This window comes from Natranaeroarchaeum sulfidigenes (genome assembly GCF_017094485.1).
Lineage (GTDB): Archaea > Halobacteriota > Halobacteria > Halobacteriales > Natronoarchaeaceae > Natranaeroarchaeum > Natranaeroarchaeum sulfidigenes.
Genome location: NZ_CP064786.1, coordinates 1,245,318 through 1,258,992, shown reverse-complemented (window position 1 = coordinate 1,258,992; position 13,675 = coordinate 1,245,318). Strand labels below are relative to the sequence as shown.

15 protein-coding genes are annotated in these 13,675 nt (G+C 63.3%); 5 read left to right on the top strand and 10 right to left on the bottom strand.

All coding sequences use genetic code 11. The annotated features are described in order from the left end of the window. The first annotated feature begins 92 nt into the window (after positions 1-92). Both artA and AArcS_RS06685 read left to right on the top strand, forming a co-directional pair. Positions 93-1,034 carry an archaeosortase A gene (gene artA, locus AArcS_RS06690; RefSeq protein ID WP_238479706.1) on the top strand — a complete coding sequence of 314 codons (942 nt, stop codon included), beginning with the start codon at positions 93-95 and terminating at the stop codon, positions 1,032-1,034. Next, positions 1,018-1,716, top strand: a complete 699-nt coding sequence (locus tag AArcS_RS06685; RefSeq protein WP_238479705.1) for a metallophosphoesterase — start codon at positions 1,018-1,020, stop codon at positions 1,714-1,716. The genes artA and AArcS_RS06685 overlap by 17 nt, the downstream gene beginning before the upstream one ends. Before the next feature lie 9 nt (positions 1,717-1,725). On the opposite strand, the gene AArcS_RS06680 is transcribed toward AArcS_RS06685, so the two are convergent. Then, the gene (locus AArcS_RS06680; RefSeq protein ID WP_375139639.1) at positions 1,726-2,997 is read right to left on the bottom strand and encodes an NAD(P)/FAD-dependent oxidoreductase; all 1,272 of its coding nucleotides are present in this window, start codon (positions 2,995-2,997) and stop codon (positions 1,726-1,728) included. Positions 2,998-3,119: 122 nt separating this feature from the next. Between AArcS_RS06680 and AArcS_RS06675 the strand changes: the two genes are divergently transcribed. Continuing rightward, entirely contained in the window at positions 3,120-4,310 is a 1,191-nt protein-coding gene (locus tag AArcS_RS06675) for a threonine synthase (protein ID WP_238479704.1), read from the top strand. On the opposite strand, the gene AArcS_RS06670 is transcribed toward AArcS_RS06675, so the two are convergent. From AArcS_RS06670 to thiE, 7 genes are all read right to left on the bottom strand, one after another. After that, a complete protein-coding gene (locus AArcS_RS06670; protein ID WP_238479703.1) occupies positions 4,307-4,996 on the bottom strand; it encodes an HD domain-containing protein in 690 nt (229 codons plus the stop codon). The genes AArcS_RS06675 and AArcS_RS06670 overlap by 4 nt on opposite strands. 115 nt (positions 4,997-5,111) lie before the next feature. After that, positions 5,112-5,900, bottom strand: coding sequence for a J domain-containing protein (locus AArcS_RS06665; RefSeq protein WP_238479702.1), 789 nt, complete (start codon positions 5,898-5,900; stop codon positions 5,112-5,114). Positions 5,901-5,989: 89 nt separating this feature from the next. Beyond that, entirely contained in the window at positions 5,990-6,769 is a 780-nt protein-coding gene (locus AArcS_RS06660; RefSeq protein ID WP_238479701.1) for an ABC transporter permease, read from the bottom strand. An 82-nt stretch (positions 6,770-6,851) separates the two neighbouring features. After that, positions 6,852-7,901, bottom strand: a complete 1,050-nt coding sequence (locus tag AArcS_RS06655) for a DNA-methyltransferase (protein WP_238479700.1) — start codon at positions 7,899-7,901, stop codon at positions 6,852-6,854. Between the two features lie 69 nt (positions 7,902-7,970). Then, entirely contained in the window at positions 7,971-8,744 is a 774-nt protein-coding gene (locus tag AArcS_RS06650) for an SDR family oxidoreductase (protein WP_238479699.1), read from the bottom strand. Further along, positions 8,744-9,571: a hydroxyethylthiazole kinase gene (thiM, locus tag AArcS_RS06645; RefSeq protein WP_238479698.1), complete on the bottom strand. Its 828-nt coding sequence runs from the start codon at positions 9,569-9,571 to the stop codon at positions 8,744-8,746. Before thiM ends, AArcS_RS06650 begins: the two co-directional genes overlap by 1 nt. Beyond that, a complete protein-coding gene (thiE, locus tag AArcS_RS06640; protein WP_238479697.1) occupies positions 9,568-10,242 on the bottom strand; it encodes a thiamine phosphate synthase in 675 nt (224 codons plus the stop codon). Before thiE ends, thiM begins: the two co-directional genes overlap by 4 nt. A gap of 212 nt (positions 10,243-10,454) precedes the next feature. On the opposite strand from thiE, the gene AArcS_RS06635 reads away from it, so the two are divergent. Next, positions 10,455-11,039: an NAD(P)/FAD-dependent oxidoreductase gene (locus AArcS_RS06635; protein ID WP_238479696.1), complete on the top strand. Its 585-nt coding sequence runs from the start codon at positions 10,455-10,457 to the stop codon at positions 11,037-11,039. Positions 11,040-11,043: 4 nt separating this feature from the next. On the opposite strand, the gene AArcS_RS06630 is transcribed toward AArcS_RS06635, so the two are convergent. Together AArcS_RS06630 and AArcS_RS06625 are read right to left on the bottom strand one after the other, a co-directional pair. Beyond that, on the bottom strand, positions 11,044-12,387 hold the full coding sequence (locus AArcS_RS06630) for an FAD-dependent oxidoreductase (RefSeq protein WP_238479695.1): 1,344 nt from the start codon (positions 12,385-12,387) through the stop codon (positions 11,044-11,046). A gap of 82 nt (positions 12,388-12,469) precedes the next feature. Then, positions 12,470-13,024, bottom strand: a complete 555-nt coding sequence (locus AArcS_RS06625; RefSeq protein WP_238479694.1) for a class I SAM-dependent methyltransferase — start codon at positions 13,022-13,024, stop codon at positions 12,470-12,472. Between the two features lie 145 nt (positions 13,025-13,169). Between AArcS_RS06625 and trxA the strand changes: the two genes are divergently transcribed. Next, positions 13,170-13,601 carry a thioredoxin gene (gene trxA, locus AArcS_RS06620; RefSeq protein WP_238479693.1) on the top strand — a complete coding sequence of 144 codons (432 nt, stop codon included), beginning with the start codon at positions 13,170-13,172 and terminating at the stop codon, positions 13,599-13,601. Positions 13,602-13,675 lie beyond the last annotated feature (74 nt).

Sequence of the window (13,675 nt, the reverse complement as noted above, 5' to 3'; positions counted from 1 at the left end):
CTCACCCGACCGTTCGGTCGTCATCGACGGTCGAGTGTCGGCCGGATCCGGTCCCGATAGGCCTATGTTTAAGCGGAGACTACCACGGACCAGTGACAGTAGCTTCGAGTACCCCGCTCGTGGTCGACGCGTTCACGTCGTTCGATCCGACGGCCCACTTCGTCTGGGTCGCCATCGGTGCGTTCCTCCTGACGGCCGCACTCGACCTCGCGGGCAACAGGAAACACGCCCGGTACGCCGGCAGTGTTGCGTGGGCGCTGTTCGGCGTCTTCTGGCTGACGATGATGCCGTACTTCTACTACGACGCACAGAGCCCCCTGCAGACGATTCTTAGCCTCGCCGGACTGCCGCTGTGTGTCTACACCGGGTATCTACTCTATGGCGGGCGCGATTCGCTGTTGACCCTGACTCGCGCGGTCGGGCTGATGGGGATCATCTATCTGCCCTTCACGACGATCGAGCCGCTGAAGATGTGGCTCATCGAGACCGTAACGATCCAGTCTCACATGGGGATGCAACTGCTCGGCTACTCGCCGGGGATCGAGGAGGGGATGAACGGCTACCAGAGCCGCTTTGCGTTCGAGGGCTACTCGACGTACATCGTGCTGGCGTGTACCGGGATCGGGAGCATCTCGATCTTCGGCGGGCTGATCGCCGCAGTCCGCGCGCCGCTTCGCCGAAAGCTCGCCGCGTTCGCGGTCGCTGTCGGCGTGATCTGGATCCTCAACCTCGCCCGGAACGTCTTCGTCGGTCTCGCCGCCCCGCTGGGCTGGTTCGACTACGGCGTCTTCAACACGATCACGGCGACGCTCGCGGGTGAAGGGATGCGAACCTCCTTTTTCGTCTCCCATCACCTGATCTCCCAGACGCTCTCGATCGTCGCGCTCGTCGGCATCACCCTGCTCGTCGTCCGCATCGTCCCCGAGCTGTTCGACGTGCTCGATGATCTACTCTATATCCTGACCGGCGACGAGTACGACCTCCGCGCCGACCTCGGGATGGAGCCCGTTATGACGGATGGCGGGGACGACTGACCCGCGGATCGGTCGGCGCTCCATCTACGTTCCCGACGCCGACGCCCTCGTTCTCGCCGACCTGCACGTCGGGCGAGACGCCGCCTCGAATGTCGAGTTGCCGCTGGGCGAGCGTGGGGACTTGCTCGACAGAGTGAGGCAGTTGCTCGACCGCTTCGAGCCTGGAACCGTCGTCTTCGCCGGCGATATCCTGCACGCGTTCGATACGGTGCCCCTGCAGGCCAGCCGAACGCTAACGGCGATCGTCGAACTCGTCGAGGACGCCGCGGCGTCGCCGGTAGCTGTGATCGGAAACCACGACCGGCTACTCGACGACGTGTGGGACGGCGATACAGTCGAGGAGTACAGGCTCGACGACGAGCGGACCGTCGTCCTGCACGGCCACGAACCGCCGACCGCCGACGCCGACCGGTACGTGATCGGTCACGATCATCCGGCGATCGAAATAGAGGGACAGCGTCGGCCGTGCTATCTCGTCGGTGAGGGGGTGTACGAGGGGAGCGACGTACTCGTGCTACCTGCGTTCAACAGGCTTGCCCCGGGGATCCTTCTCAACCGGACACACCAGTTGGGCTCCCCACTCATCGACGATCTCGACGAGTTTCGGCCGATCGTCCGGGACGTCGACACAGGGGAGACGTACAGATTCCCGCCGCTCGGTGAGTTTCGGCAGCTCTTGTGAAAACGAACGCTACAGCTCGCTCAGCACCGCCTGCGCAGCATCTTTGCCGCTTTCCATCGCTCCATTGATCGAGGACCAGCGGGTGTACTCGCCCGCGAGATAGCAGCGTCCCTCGGGTGCGTCGACGCTTGGCAGTTCCGACAGCGACTCGGGGGGTTGCTCGAACTGTGCGAACGGCACGCGCTCGGTCCGGAGTAACTGGAAGTCGGGGAAGTTCTGTTCGGGGTACCATGACGCGAGCGCCCGGCGCGTCATGTCGTCGAGGCGCGCGTCGGCTTCCCCGCGGTCACCGAGAAATGTCGCACTGACCAGCTGTCGGTCGTCGGGCGCGTGTTCTGGGGCGACCTCCGAGTTGACGAGCACCTGATTCGGCGCGTCGCTCTCGGCGTTGAGGATGAGCCGTTTGCCCGCGCCGAGATCCTTGCCCGCGGGCATCGAGTAGTACTGTGTGACACAGCCACGCCCCGCAGTCGGGATGGACTCGACACCGGTTAGCTCCCCCGCGGTCGGCGGATCCGTCGCGACGATGACGGCGTCGGCTGACCGGCTCTCGCCATCGACAGTGACGGTCGCACCGTCGTCGTCCGCTTCTATGGCCTCGACGGTGGCACCGAGCGTGATCGTTGCGCCCGCTTCGCGCGCGTTGTCGGCGAGCTGCTCCGGAATCGCGCCCATTCCCGCCGCGGGAACCGCGATCAGCCCCGCAGTTAGCATCTTGAACGTGTACTCGAACACGCGCGCGGAGTTCGAGAGCGACCGATCGAGCGTAATGCCACCGTAAAACGGTGCGGCAAAGTTCTCGATGAACCCCTCGGAGAAGCCCCGATCGTCGAGATACTCACGGATCGACCGATCGGAACCGCTGAAGATGGCAGTATGGGACTTGTTGGCGAGTGCACGGCGGAGTTTGAGGACGCGGAGCTTGTCCCGCGTGGTTACCTCGCGGTTGAACAGCGAGTCGGTGAACGCGCCCGGATCACGGAACGGATCCGAGAGGATCGAGCGCTGTCCCTCGCGGGCGATACAGGCCCCCGGCGTGAAGTGACGCAGATCGAGCGCGTCGAGGTCGAGTTCGCGCTTCACCGCCGGATACGCCGTAAAGAGCACCTGAAACCCCCGGTCGAACGTATAGCCGTCCTCGTGGACCGTCCGGACGCGCCCGCCGACCTCGTCGCGTCGTTCCAGCAGTTCGACGTCGACGCCGGTCTCGGCGAGATGGCGCGCCGCGACGAGTCCCGCGAGCCCACCCCCGGCGACGAGCACGCGCTTCATACCTGACATACATCCCCGTTGGGACCCCCGGGTCAAAATTCCACACGTATCGGTCCGACAGGACAGAGCGATACTACCCTTCGTGTGCCGGGATGGACAGGGATTAAGCCGTGCCGTCGCAAGTCGTGGGTATGGAAACCAGCCACGCGTTCGACGGTCTGCGATGTCTCGACTGTGGTGAGACGGTCTCTGCCGACCAGGATGTCGGGCGATGTCCCGATTGTGGCGGCGTCCTCGACCCACAGTACGAGTACGACGAGATCGACCTCGATCGGGAAACGCTCGACGACCGCACTGATCGCTCCCAGTGGCGCTACTGTGAGCTGCTGCCGTTCACGCGAGAGAGCGCGGTCAGCCTCGATGAGGGCGGGACGCCACTGGTCGAGTGTCCGCGACTCGCCGACGAGCTCGATGTCGGGCGCGTGCTCGTCAAGGACGACGGGCGGCTTCCAACGGGATCGACCGCGGATCGGGGACAATCGCTGGCGTTGACCGCCGCGACGGAAGCCGACGAGACTGCCGTTGCGCTCCCCTCACCGGGGGCGAGCGCACAGTCTGCGGCGGCGTACGCAGCGCGAGCGGGCCTTGACTCACACGCGTTCGTCCCCTCGCGGACGCCCTTTACCAACAAGGCGATGATCAACGTCCACGGCGGCGACATGAACGTGATCGGCGGCCGCTTTGGCGACGCGGTCGAGGCGTTCGAAGACGCCATTGCCGAGGAGTCCTGGCACTCGCTTTCGGCCTTTGACACACCATACCGCCACGAGGGGCGAAAGACGGTGCTGTTCGAGATCGTCGAACAGCTCGACTGGACACTGCCGGATGCGATCGTTGCGCCGACTGGGACGGGCCTCTCGATCGCCGGGCTGTACAAGGGGGCGAGAGAGCTACGCGAGCTGGGGTTCGTCGACGACCTGCCCGCGCTGTACGTCGCGCAGGCCGCGGGCTGTGCACCCTTCGTCGAGGCGTGGGGCGCGGAACGGTCGGAGGCCGCCCCAGTCGAGCTGCCGGATACGATCTGTGGAGAGCTCGAAATTCCCGATCCGAACGGCTCGGCACACGTTCTCGATGCGCTGGCCGCGACCGATGGCGGTGCCGTCTCCGTCGAAGATCCAGAGATACTCGAGAGCGCCGTCACGGCGGCGTCAAGCGAAGGCCTCGAAGTCGGGACGAGTACGGGTGCGGCGCTCGGCGGGACGTGGCGACTCGCCGAGCGGGATACACTTGGTGAGGACGACTGTATTGTCGTCCTCAATACCGGGGCCGGGAGCAAAGATAACGACGTGCTCCGGAGCCACCTGATGGGCCAGGGAATCTAGGGGTCGATCTCGTCGAGATCGATCGCGGCGACCTCGTCGTCGAGCCATTCGCTGAACCAGCGGACCCGTTTGAGTCGCCGGTGAGCGATATCCTGGGCCGTCTCGCTTTCGACCCGGTCGGCGGCGTTCTGGCCACGTTCGAGCACTCGTTCGACCATCTCGGCGGCATCCATGTGCGTGCGAGCCTCGTAACCCATCCGCAACAGCATCAGTGCCGTTCCGTTCGCGCCGATCTTGTCGAGCAGGTCAGCCTCGATCAGGCTCTGGGTCTCCAGGGACAGGTCATTCAGCGATCCCTGATAGGAATGGTCCCGAACGGCTCGGCAGACGCTCTCGACGAAGGATTCGGGATAGTCCCCGTGTGCTTCCAGATACTTGCGTGCAACTCTCGCGCCCTCCTCGGCGTGGACATCCTGCTCGGCGTCGAGCTTCGCGATGTCGTGAAAGAGCGCCGCGACCCGGGCGATGTCGACGTCTGCACCCTCTTTGCGCGCGATTTCCGTCGATAGCTCCACGACGTTCAGGATGTGGTTGTGGCGATACTCCGCGCTGTGCCACGGATACCACCGCATCCGTCCACCTTCGTCCTCGTTTTGCACGCTCGCCGAGAGATACTCGAAGACGAAATCGGCCATGTCCGCGAACTCCTCTTCGGAGACGCGGGACTCCTTGATTTCAACCCCCACAGAACCACCTCGAAAGAGTACGACTGATGTTCATGTTAGTAGCACAAAGGTTCGTTCGACTCTTTAGCGTTACGTATACCAGAGAGATGGATGCGCGTACTGTTCAAGGGGAGGCTCAGAACGGTCGTTCGGCGAGCTGTGACCGTGCTGTCGAGTCAATATCGAACACGAACTGCTCACTCTCGGTGCGCCCGGCACTCGACATGTGTGTGCCAAGAGGTTGTTCGTACGTGATCCGATCAATCTCGGCGTCATCCGGAATCTCCTCGCCTACCACGACTGCTCTGACCGCCTGACCGGGAGTGAGGTCGACCGTCGATCCTCTCCAGTCTGCCGGAAGCACGGTATCCGATGCCCGATACGCTCCGGCTGGGCCGTATCGCTCGCCGTCCGTGCCGACGAACTCCGTTCGCTGACTGCCTCGCCAGCGCAGCGTTTGGTCACTCGTGTTCTCGACGGTGAACCAGGCGAGTGGTCGGTCGGGATCGCTGTCGTCCATAGTCCAGGTGATTCCAGTGAGCTCTGTCTCCCTCACCATCGAGACGAGGGTGAGTGTGAGATGCGTACCGTCGATTTCGAGTCCGACACCTGCACAGCATGGCGTCGACTCTGCGCGGGACCGCTCCTGCTCTGTCCCGTCGTTCGCGAGTCGCCAGTTGACGTTCTGCGTCCGCGTCGTCGCACCACCGTCGGTCGTTGCAGTCTTCGAGGATGCCGGCTGTGTTGTAGTTGCTCGTTCCTGCTGGCTCTGGATCGCCTCGTAGGCACGCTTGACGCGCAGAAACGCGTCCATCGAACCACCCTGATCCGGATGATGCTCCTTTAGTAGCGACCGGTACGCCGATCTGACGGTCTCCTGATCGGCGTCGGGCTCCAGATCGAGGACAGTGTACGGACGATCCATCTCGTTTGTTTATTGAATAAGGTTACAAAAATATCTTTTGAATATGTTGGTAAATGTTGTAGATAGTCTACATATTCCGGGATGATACATCAGACAAAGCCGAACACGAACGCTAGCCCCATCGCGACCAGCACGATTGCCGTAATCGTCGGCAGGTACGGCGTGTAGCGCTCGACCGTTTCCCGGTAGTGTTCGTAGCCCGCGATGAGCAGTAAGGTCGGGGCGAGAATCGCCACGATTACGGCCAGCGAGTAGATGAGCATCAGTTCGAGACAGAACGTCGTCCCCGCACAGATGGCGAGGATCTGGATCGGCTCCTCGTGGGCGAAGCCGAGCAGTAGCGCCGTCGAGCCGAGCGTGAACAGCCCCTGTTCGGCATGTGTCTCGTCGAGATGCTGGTGACCACCGCCACCGGGGAGGTACGAGCGGAGCCGTCCGAGAATCCCGGCAGCCTCTTCATGGTCGTGGTGAGCCGGGTGATGGTGGTCGTGATCACCATCGTGATGGTGCTCCTCGTGGTGGCTTTCGTGTTCCTCGTGATCATGGTCGCCGTCGTGAATGTGGCCATCGCCGTGTCCACCGTTGACGTACTCGTTGACGCCGAGCAGTATCAGCAGGCATCCGGCGACGACGCCCATCCATGGTCCCTCAGCGAATTCGGCGAATCTACTCACCCAGAAGTACGCGAGCACGAGCGCAACGCTGCTGACGAGATGACCGGTCCCGAGGATCAGCCCGGCAGCGACGCCGTGGAGCCACTTCCGTCGCTTGTCGAGCGCGTACGTCGCTGCGATCGGCCAGCCGTGGTCCGGTAGCACCCCGTGGACGATGCCCAGGCCGATCACACCGGCCACCAGTCCGAGTTCCATACTGGACTGTCAATTCTCCCCGTTTAAGCAGGTTGTTACTACCGGATCGGGCGTTCCGTAATACGATTTGCAGAGTATCGTCTCAGGCTCGGTCGTCGAGTGGGTGATGCGCCGCACGGTACGTACCGTCGGATTCCGCCACGTCCGTTACCCGGTAGAGACGGAGCTTCTGTTCCTGTTTCGTCATCACCGGGAACTCGTACTGGTCGGACTCGTACTCGAAGCTCCCACCCTCGTCCCGTCGATCGACGACGAACTGGCGGTGAGCATCCAGACGCTCGCGGCCGATCGATTCCGAGAGTTCCGGCACTCGCCCGATCTGCTCATCGAACAGACGGATGAACTCGCGATCGAGTTCGTACCCGACCGAGTTTCGACCGGCGACCATTGCGGCGAGGCTCGTCGTCCCTGTCCCCCAGAACGGATCCAGTACGGTGTCGCCGTAGACGCTGTACATCGAGATCAGCCGGTACGGGATCTCGAAGGGATACGCCGCCGAGCGGTCCCGGAGTTCGTCGTCGTCGAGCGCCTGCCCGCGCCCGGCGACATCAGTCCAGACGTCCGAAAACCACTGATTGCGCTCCTCCCAGAAGTACGCCGCCTCGTACCGCCGATCAGCGCCGGGCTCGAACGACCGACTCTCGACGCCGTTCCGAAAGACGAGTACGTACTCGTGTTCGAGCGTGACGTAGGCGTTCGGCGGTACCATTCCACTGCCCATGAACTTCGTCCCCGAATTGACGGGCTTGCGCCAGAGCAGTTCGGGGAGGGGCTCGAAGCCCAGCGCCTCGAAGGCGCTGACGATCCGCGAATGGTTCGGATAGACGCGAAAGCTGTCGTCGACCTTGCGCGTCGCGTCGCCGACGTTGATACAGGCAATCCCGCCCTCGACGAGCACCCGCTGGAGCTCCGTCCAGACATCATCGAGCACGTCGTGCATCGCCTCGAATGCACCCTGTCCGTCACCCGCGTCGAGGCGCTCGCCAATGCCCGGCCGCAGCTCGGCGAACAGATCGTCCCACATCTCCACCATCGGATACGGCGGCGACGTGACGACGAGCTCGACCGAATCGTCGTCGAGTTCGGAGAGCTCCCGGGAGTCCCCCACGACGATGCGATGGCGTGTCTCCATTACCCGCTACTGGTCGCCCGCTCGTAATCAGGCTTTGGCAACCGGTTGCCCGGGAAGCGGTCACCGCGATCAGAACCGCTCATAGATGTCGCGCCGGAAGAGATCGAGTTCGGTGACTGCAGCCGGAGCGTCCTGTCTAGCAGCCGTGACGATGGCGTCCGCGACGTCCTCGGCAGTAATCTCTTCGTCGGGATCCAGCCGCTCGGCGTTGGTCCGCTCGCGGCGCTCGCGTGCGAATTCGGTCGGGACGCCCGATGGGTTGACCAGCGTGACTGCGACCCCGTCCGGACCAACGCGTCCCGCGAGGCTGTGAGCGAATCCGCGGAGCCACCACTTCGAGGCGGCGTAGACCGGCGTCGACGTGCTGGGATATTTCGCTTTGAAACTGCCGACGAACACGAGTGTTCCCGCTGACTCACGGAGCGGGTCGAGCGCCGCGCGCGCCGTATAGAAGGTACCGTCGACGTTGGTCGACCGGACCGCACGGTACTCCTCCAGTGGAATCTCGTCGATCGGCCGGTTCCGCCGCTCGCCTGTCCCAGCATTGACGACAGCGACGTCGAGGCGGTCGAACCGTTCGAGGGTGACGTCAACAAGCGACTGGACGGCGTCTGGATCGGTTACGTCGGTCGGCACGACTCGCGTTTCGACCCCGGAGTCGTCACTGACCCGCTCTGCCACCTCCCGAAGATCGCTTTCGGTTCTGGCGGCGAGCACGAGATCGTAGCCCTCCTCAGCGAGACGGGACGCCGTTGCCGCTCCGATCCCGCGGCTGGCTCCGGTGACGAGTGCGACCGGATCGGTATCAGCATCCGTCATCGGGCCGTCGGTATCCGTTCCCATCAGGTATCTGCAGACAGCACCTGCTTTACGCGTTCGGCCGCCGGTTCGTACTCGGCGTCCCGTAGCCCGGCGACGGCATCTTTGAATGCGACGTTATAACTTCCGGGGCCGTGGACATCGCCGAACGCGCCGCTCGCCGCGGCCTCGCCGGCCAGCCCGAACGCCACGGTTGCGGCCAGCGTCGCCTCCTCGGCGTCCTCGATCGCGCCCGCAAAGGTCGCCACGGACGCGCCGAGCATACAGCCGGTGCCGACGACAGTGCCCATATCCGGATGGCCCGCAGTGATCTCGTAGGCCCCCTGGTCGGTGGCGACGACGTCAGTCTCCCCTGAGGCGACGACGACGGTATCGTACTGCTGGGCACAGGCAATCGCAGTCGTCGCGATATCGCTGTACTCGCCGACGGATTCGACGCCGCGAACGTCGGCGTCCTCGCCTGTGAGGGCCGTGATCTCACCGTAGTTGCCTTTGATGGCGGCGACGTCCAGCTCGCTCGCGAGTCGTTCGGCGACCCGGTCACGGGTCGGAGTCGCGCCGACACCGACGGGGTCGAGAACGACCGGAACGCCGTTCTCGTTCGCGGACTCGCCCGCCTCGATCATCGTCGCTTCCCCTTCCTCGCTGACGGTACCCATGTTGAGCAGACAGCCCTGTGCGGCGGCGACCATGTCGCCGACCTCGCGTTCGTCGTCGGACATCACCGGCAGCCCGCCCCAGTGGAGGATTATCTGGGCGACATCGTTGACGGTGACGTTGTTCGTGACGGCGTTGACGAGCGGCGACCCGTCTTCGACTGCTGCGAGCGCGTCGTCGAGGTCAACTGTCATGCCGATCCCTCCACGGCTGTGTCCCCAGTACGCTGACGTTTGCCGTTCCGTACGGCCTCCGCGAGCGCCCTCGTTGCGTCCTCCGGATCGTCGGCCGCGGTGATCGCCGAGATAACAGCGACGCCGTCGGCCCCTGCCTCGACCACATCTGCTGCGCGATCGGGCGTGATGCCGCCGATTCCGACGATCGGGATATCGACTGCCTCGGCGATCTCCGTGAGTGTGTCGAGGCCGATCGCCTGCTCGTCCGCGTCGACGTCCTTGGAACTCGTCGCGTAGATTGCGCCGACCCCGAGGTAGTCCGCGCCGTTCTCTTCGGCTGTTACGGCGGCGGCGACGGTTGAGACGGATCGACCGATAATCGCGTCCTCGCCTAGCTGATCACGGGCTGCGGCCACGGGAAGGTCGTTATCGCCGAGGTGGACGCCATCCGCCGCCGCGGCGACCGCCACGTCGACACGGTCGTTGACGACGAGCGCCACGCCTGCGTCGGCGGTCGGCTTCCGAAGCTCTCGGGCGATCGCGAGCTGCTCGGCCGCGCTCCGGTGTTTCTCTCGGACCTGTACGATATCGATGCCGCCAGCGATTGCAGCATCGACGATCTCGGTCGTACTTCGGCCCGCCGAGAGATCTTCCTGTGTCACGAGATAGGTGTCGAGGGTGACGGTCATTGTACGCCACGTCGTAGGTACCACGCGGTTTTACTACTGGCGATTCGCCGCTTGTTGGATCTCATCGTGGGTGCCGGACCCCTTCTTCCGTGGTTTCCGGCTGGAACGATCGTTAAAACGTGTTTTACCGCTGTACACTCGTGGTGATCGCAACACACCGGTACGGTGAGTGTTACTGCCACGTTAAAGTAGGTATCTACCATAAAGACGGTATGACGAACGTAGTAATCGTCGGCGGTGGACCAGCGGGACTCAGCGCAGCCCTTTTCGTACGAAAAAACGGACTGGACGCCGTCGTCTTCGATACTGACGAGACGTGGATGCACAAGGCACATCTGTTCAACTACCTCGGTATCGGCTCGGTCGGCGGCAGCGAGTTCATGGCGACGGCCCGACAGCAGGTCGACGACTTCGGTGTCGACCGCCGACAGGGTGAAGAAGTAACAACAATCTCCGAGAACGGGGACGGGTTCACGGTAACGACCGTGGAGGACGAGATACAGGCGGACTACGTCGTACTTGCGACCGGAGCCAACCGCGACCTCGCAGAGGACCTCGGTTGCGAATTCGACGACGACGGTACAGTTGCAGTCGACATTACGATGGAAACCAGCGTCGAGGACGCCTATGCGACCGGCGCGATGCCCCGCGCCGAGGAGTGGCAAGCGGCGATCTCTGTCGGTGATGGCGCAGCAGCGGCGCTCAATATTCTCTCGAAGGAGAAAGGAGAGCACTACCACGACTTCGACGTACCGGCGGATGCAGAGGCAGTGTTCGGCGGCATGAGCGACGAATAGCAGCCTACAGTTTTCCGGCAAGCACTTTCGCGGCCGTGAGCACTGGGTCCCAGACCGGACTGAACGGCGGCGCGTAGGCGAGATCGAGGTTTTGCAGTTCCGTGACGGTGAGCCCGGAGCCGAGGGCGGTTGCGACGGTGTCGATCCGCTTGACGCCGTCCCCGCCGACCATGCTGGCCCCTAATACCTGACTTGTCCCCCGATCGGCGACGAGCGTCACCGTGAGTTCCGAGCCGCCCGGATAGTAGTGTGGGCGCGTCGGTGCATCGATCGTCACCGCGACGGGGTCGAAGCCGGCCTCACGGGCCTGTTCCTCGTTGAGTACCCCTGTCCGAGCCGCGCCGAGATCGAACGCCTTGACGATCGCCGTCCCGGCCGTCCCGCCGGTCTCGGTTGGGTCGCCCGCGACCGTGGTCCCGATCGCCCGCCCGGCACGGTTGGCGGTGAGTGCCAGTGGGACGTGATCGGGATCGCCGGTGACAACGTTAGTCGCTTCGGCGCAATCCCCGGCAGCGTACACATCCGCGTAGTTCGTCCGACCGTACTCGTCGGTCGCGATTGCGCCGGTCGGGCCGAGTTCGATCCCGGCCTGCTCGGCAAGCTCGACGTTCGGAGCGACGCCCACACCGACGATGACGAGGTCGGTGTCGTCGACGCCGCCATCGTGCTCGATCCCCGCGACCGTCTCCTCACCGATGAACCCTTCTACGGCCGTGTCGAGGTGAAGATCGACACCGTGCTCCCGGAGGTGATCTTCGACGGTCCGGGCCGTCTCCTCGCCGAACGGCTGGAGAGTGCGCGGGAGCATCTCGTAGATCGAGACATCGAGTCCCCGCTCGGTGAGGGCCTCGGCCATCTCGACGCCGACGTAACCCCCGCCGACGATCGCTGCACTGGCTGGCTTCGCGTCCGAGACGTAGCGCTGGATCGCCGCAGCCTCGTCCATGCTCCGGAGCGTGAACACGCCGTCCAGATCGAGGCCGTCGAACGGCGGCTCGATCGCTCGCGCGCCCGTCCCGATCAAAAGCGAGTGGTAGGGCTGGACGAACGTCTCCTCGTCCGTACTGACGGTGACGGTCTGTGCCGTCGGATCGATGCCGACGACCTCGTGGCCCGTTCTGAGGTCGACGTCACGCTTGTCCCGAAACGTCTCGGGCTCGACCGCGACGAGATCGTCGAGCTCGTCGACCTCGCCTTTCACGTAGTACGGCATCCCACACGCGGCGTAGGAAACCCACTCACCCTGTTCGAACACGACCACATCGAGATCCGGGGCCTCACGTTTGGCCTTACTTGCAGCACTCATCCCCGCGGCATCGCCACCGATGATTACAAACGGATCGTCCATACCAGAGGATACGGTGACCAGTGTGTAAAGTATTTCGTAAAATACACAATACTACGTAACCGCGTGCATACCGACAGGGAGCTCAGCGCCGGGCGACGACGGCAAGTGTCTCGGGGCGGTCGTGGACACGGTCGATTTTGAACCCGGCCGTCTCGAACTGCTCACGGACGTCCTCCGGTCCGAATCGTTCCTCGATTGGCGGTCCGTTCTCACCCGTTCCGGTTGTCGACCAGTCAACAGTCACCATTCGCCCGCCGGGACGGATCACGCGGGCCAGTTCGGCGATCGTCTCGTCGTCCGCGTACTCGTGATGGGTCATCGTCGAGAACGCGGCGTCGAGTTCACTATCATCGAACGGAAGCGTGCTGACGTTTGCAGCAACCAGCTCGACGTTAGCGGCGACCCCGTTCTCGCGGTAGTGTTCGTGCATCTCTGACTGGAGATCGACGCCGTACACGGTTTCGACGAACGGCGCAATCTCCTCGGTGTAGAACCCCGTTCCGGATCCAAGGTCCGCGACGACGGCGTCGGCTGCCGGAGCGAGCATCTCGATCAGCTCTTCGCGGGAACAGAAACGATAGCGCGTCGGATCCTCGAGCGCATCCGCGTGGTCGACGGGGAACGTATGAAATCCCATGGTATGGACTTGTGTGGTGGACGCAAAAGTGTGTCCGTTCACTGTGTCTGTATGCAACATGTACGCTTGAAGTGAGTACCACTAACGGCCAGTATTGTTCTAATCATGCACAAGTATTATGCCCAGGCTCACCGTACCATCGATCATGAGCAGTGACGACGAACGAGAGCGGATCCGCGAACGCAAAAAAGAACAGCTGAAGAAACAACTCGGTGAAGCTGACCCCGCTGAGGAGGGCAATACTACTAGCGAAGGGACCCCAAGTACACCGATTCACATCGACGGCTCGGGGGAATTCGAGGAGGTAGTCGAGTCCAATCGGGTCGTGCTGGTCGACTGTTACGCGGACTGGTGTGGTCCGTGTCAGATGATGGAGCCGACGATCGACGCGCTGGCTGCGGAGACTGACGCCGCGGTAGCGAAAGTGGACGTCGACGCCAACCAGCGACTCGCGGGACAGCTGGGTGCCCAGAGTATTCCCACCCTCCTGTTGTACGTCGATGGGGAGCCTGTCGAACGACTGGTCGGCGCGAAAGACAGAGGAACACTCGAATCGCTGATCGCACAGTATCGCTGACGGCTCTCTCAGAGACCCAAACTGAGTCAGGGACTCACTACCCATCTACCTGTGTAGTTCGTTCGACTTTTTTC

Bases quoted from the DNA above. Each gene is read 5' to 3' on its own strand.
- AArcS_RS06685 (WP_238479705.1), top strand. From the start codon at position 1,018: ATGGCGGGGACGACTGACCCGCGGATCGGTCGGCGCTCCATCTACGTT.
- AArcS_RS06680 (WP_375139639.1), bottom strand. From the start codon at position 2,997: ATGTCAGGTATGAAGCGCGTGCTCGTCGCCGGGGGTGGGCTCGCGGGA.
- AArcS_RS06675 (WP_238479704.1), top strand. From the start codon at position 3,120: ATGGAAACCAGCCACGCGTTCGACGGTCTGCGATGTCTCGACTGTGGT.
- AArcS_RS06665 (WP_238479702.1), bottom strand. From the start codon at position 5,900: ATGGATCGTCCGTACACTGTCCTCGATCTGGAGCCCGACGCCGATCAG.
- AArcS_RS06660 (WP_238479701.1), bottom strand. From the start codon at position 6,769: ATGGAACTCGGACTGGTGGCCGGTGTGATCGGCCTGGGCATCGTCCAC.
- AArcS_RS06655 (WP_238479700.1), bottom strand. From the start codon at position 7,901: ATGGAGACACGCCATCGCATCGTCGTGGGGGACTCCCGGGAGCTCTCC.
- AArcS_RS06650 (WP_238479699.1), bottom strand. From the start codon at position 8,744: ATGGGAACGGATACCGACGGCCCGATGACGGATGCTGATACCGATCCG.
- thiM (WP_238479698.1), bottom strand. From the start codon at position 9,571: ATGACAGTTGACCTCGACGACGCGCTCGCAGCAGTCGAAGACGGGTCG.
- thiE (WP_238479697.1), bottom strand. From the start codon at position 10,242: ATGACCGTCACCCTCGACACCTATCTCGTGACACAGGAAGATCTCTCG.
- AArcS_RS06635 (WP_238479696.1), top strand. From the start codon at position 10,455: ATGACGAACGTAGTAATCGTCGGCGGTGGACCAGCGGGACTCAGCGCA.
- AArcS_RS06630 (WP_238479695.1), bottom strand. From the start codon at position 12,387: ATGGACGATCCGTTTGTAATCATCGGTGGCGATGCCGCGGGGATGAGT.
- AArcS_RS06625 (WP_238479694.1), bottom strand. From the start codon at position 13,024: ATGGGATTTCATACGTTCCCCGTCGACCACGCGGATGCGCTCGAGGAT.
- trxA (WP_238479693.1), top strand. From the start codon at position 13,170: ATGAGCAGTGACGACGAACGAGAGCGGATCCGCGAACGCAAAAAAGAA.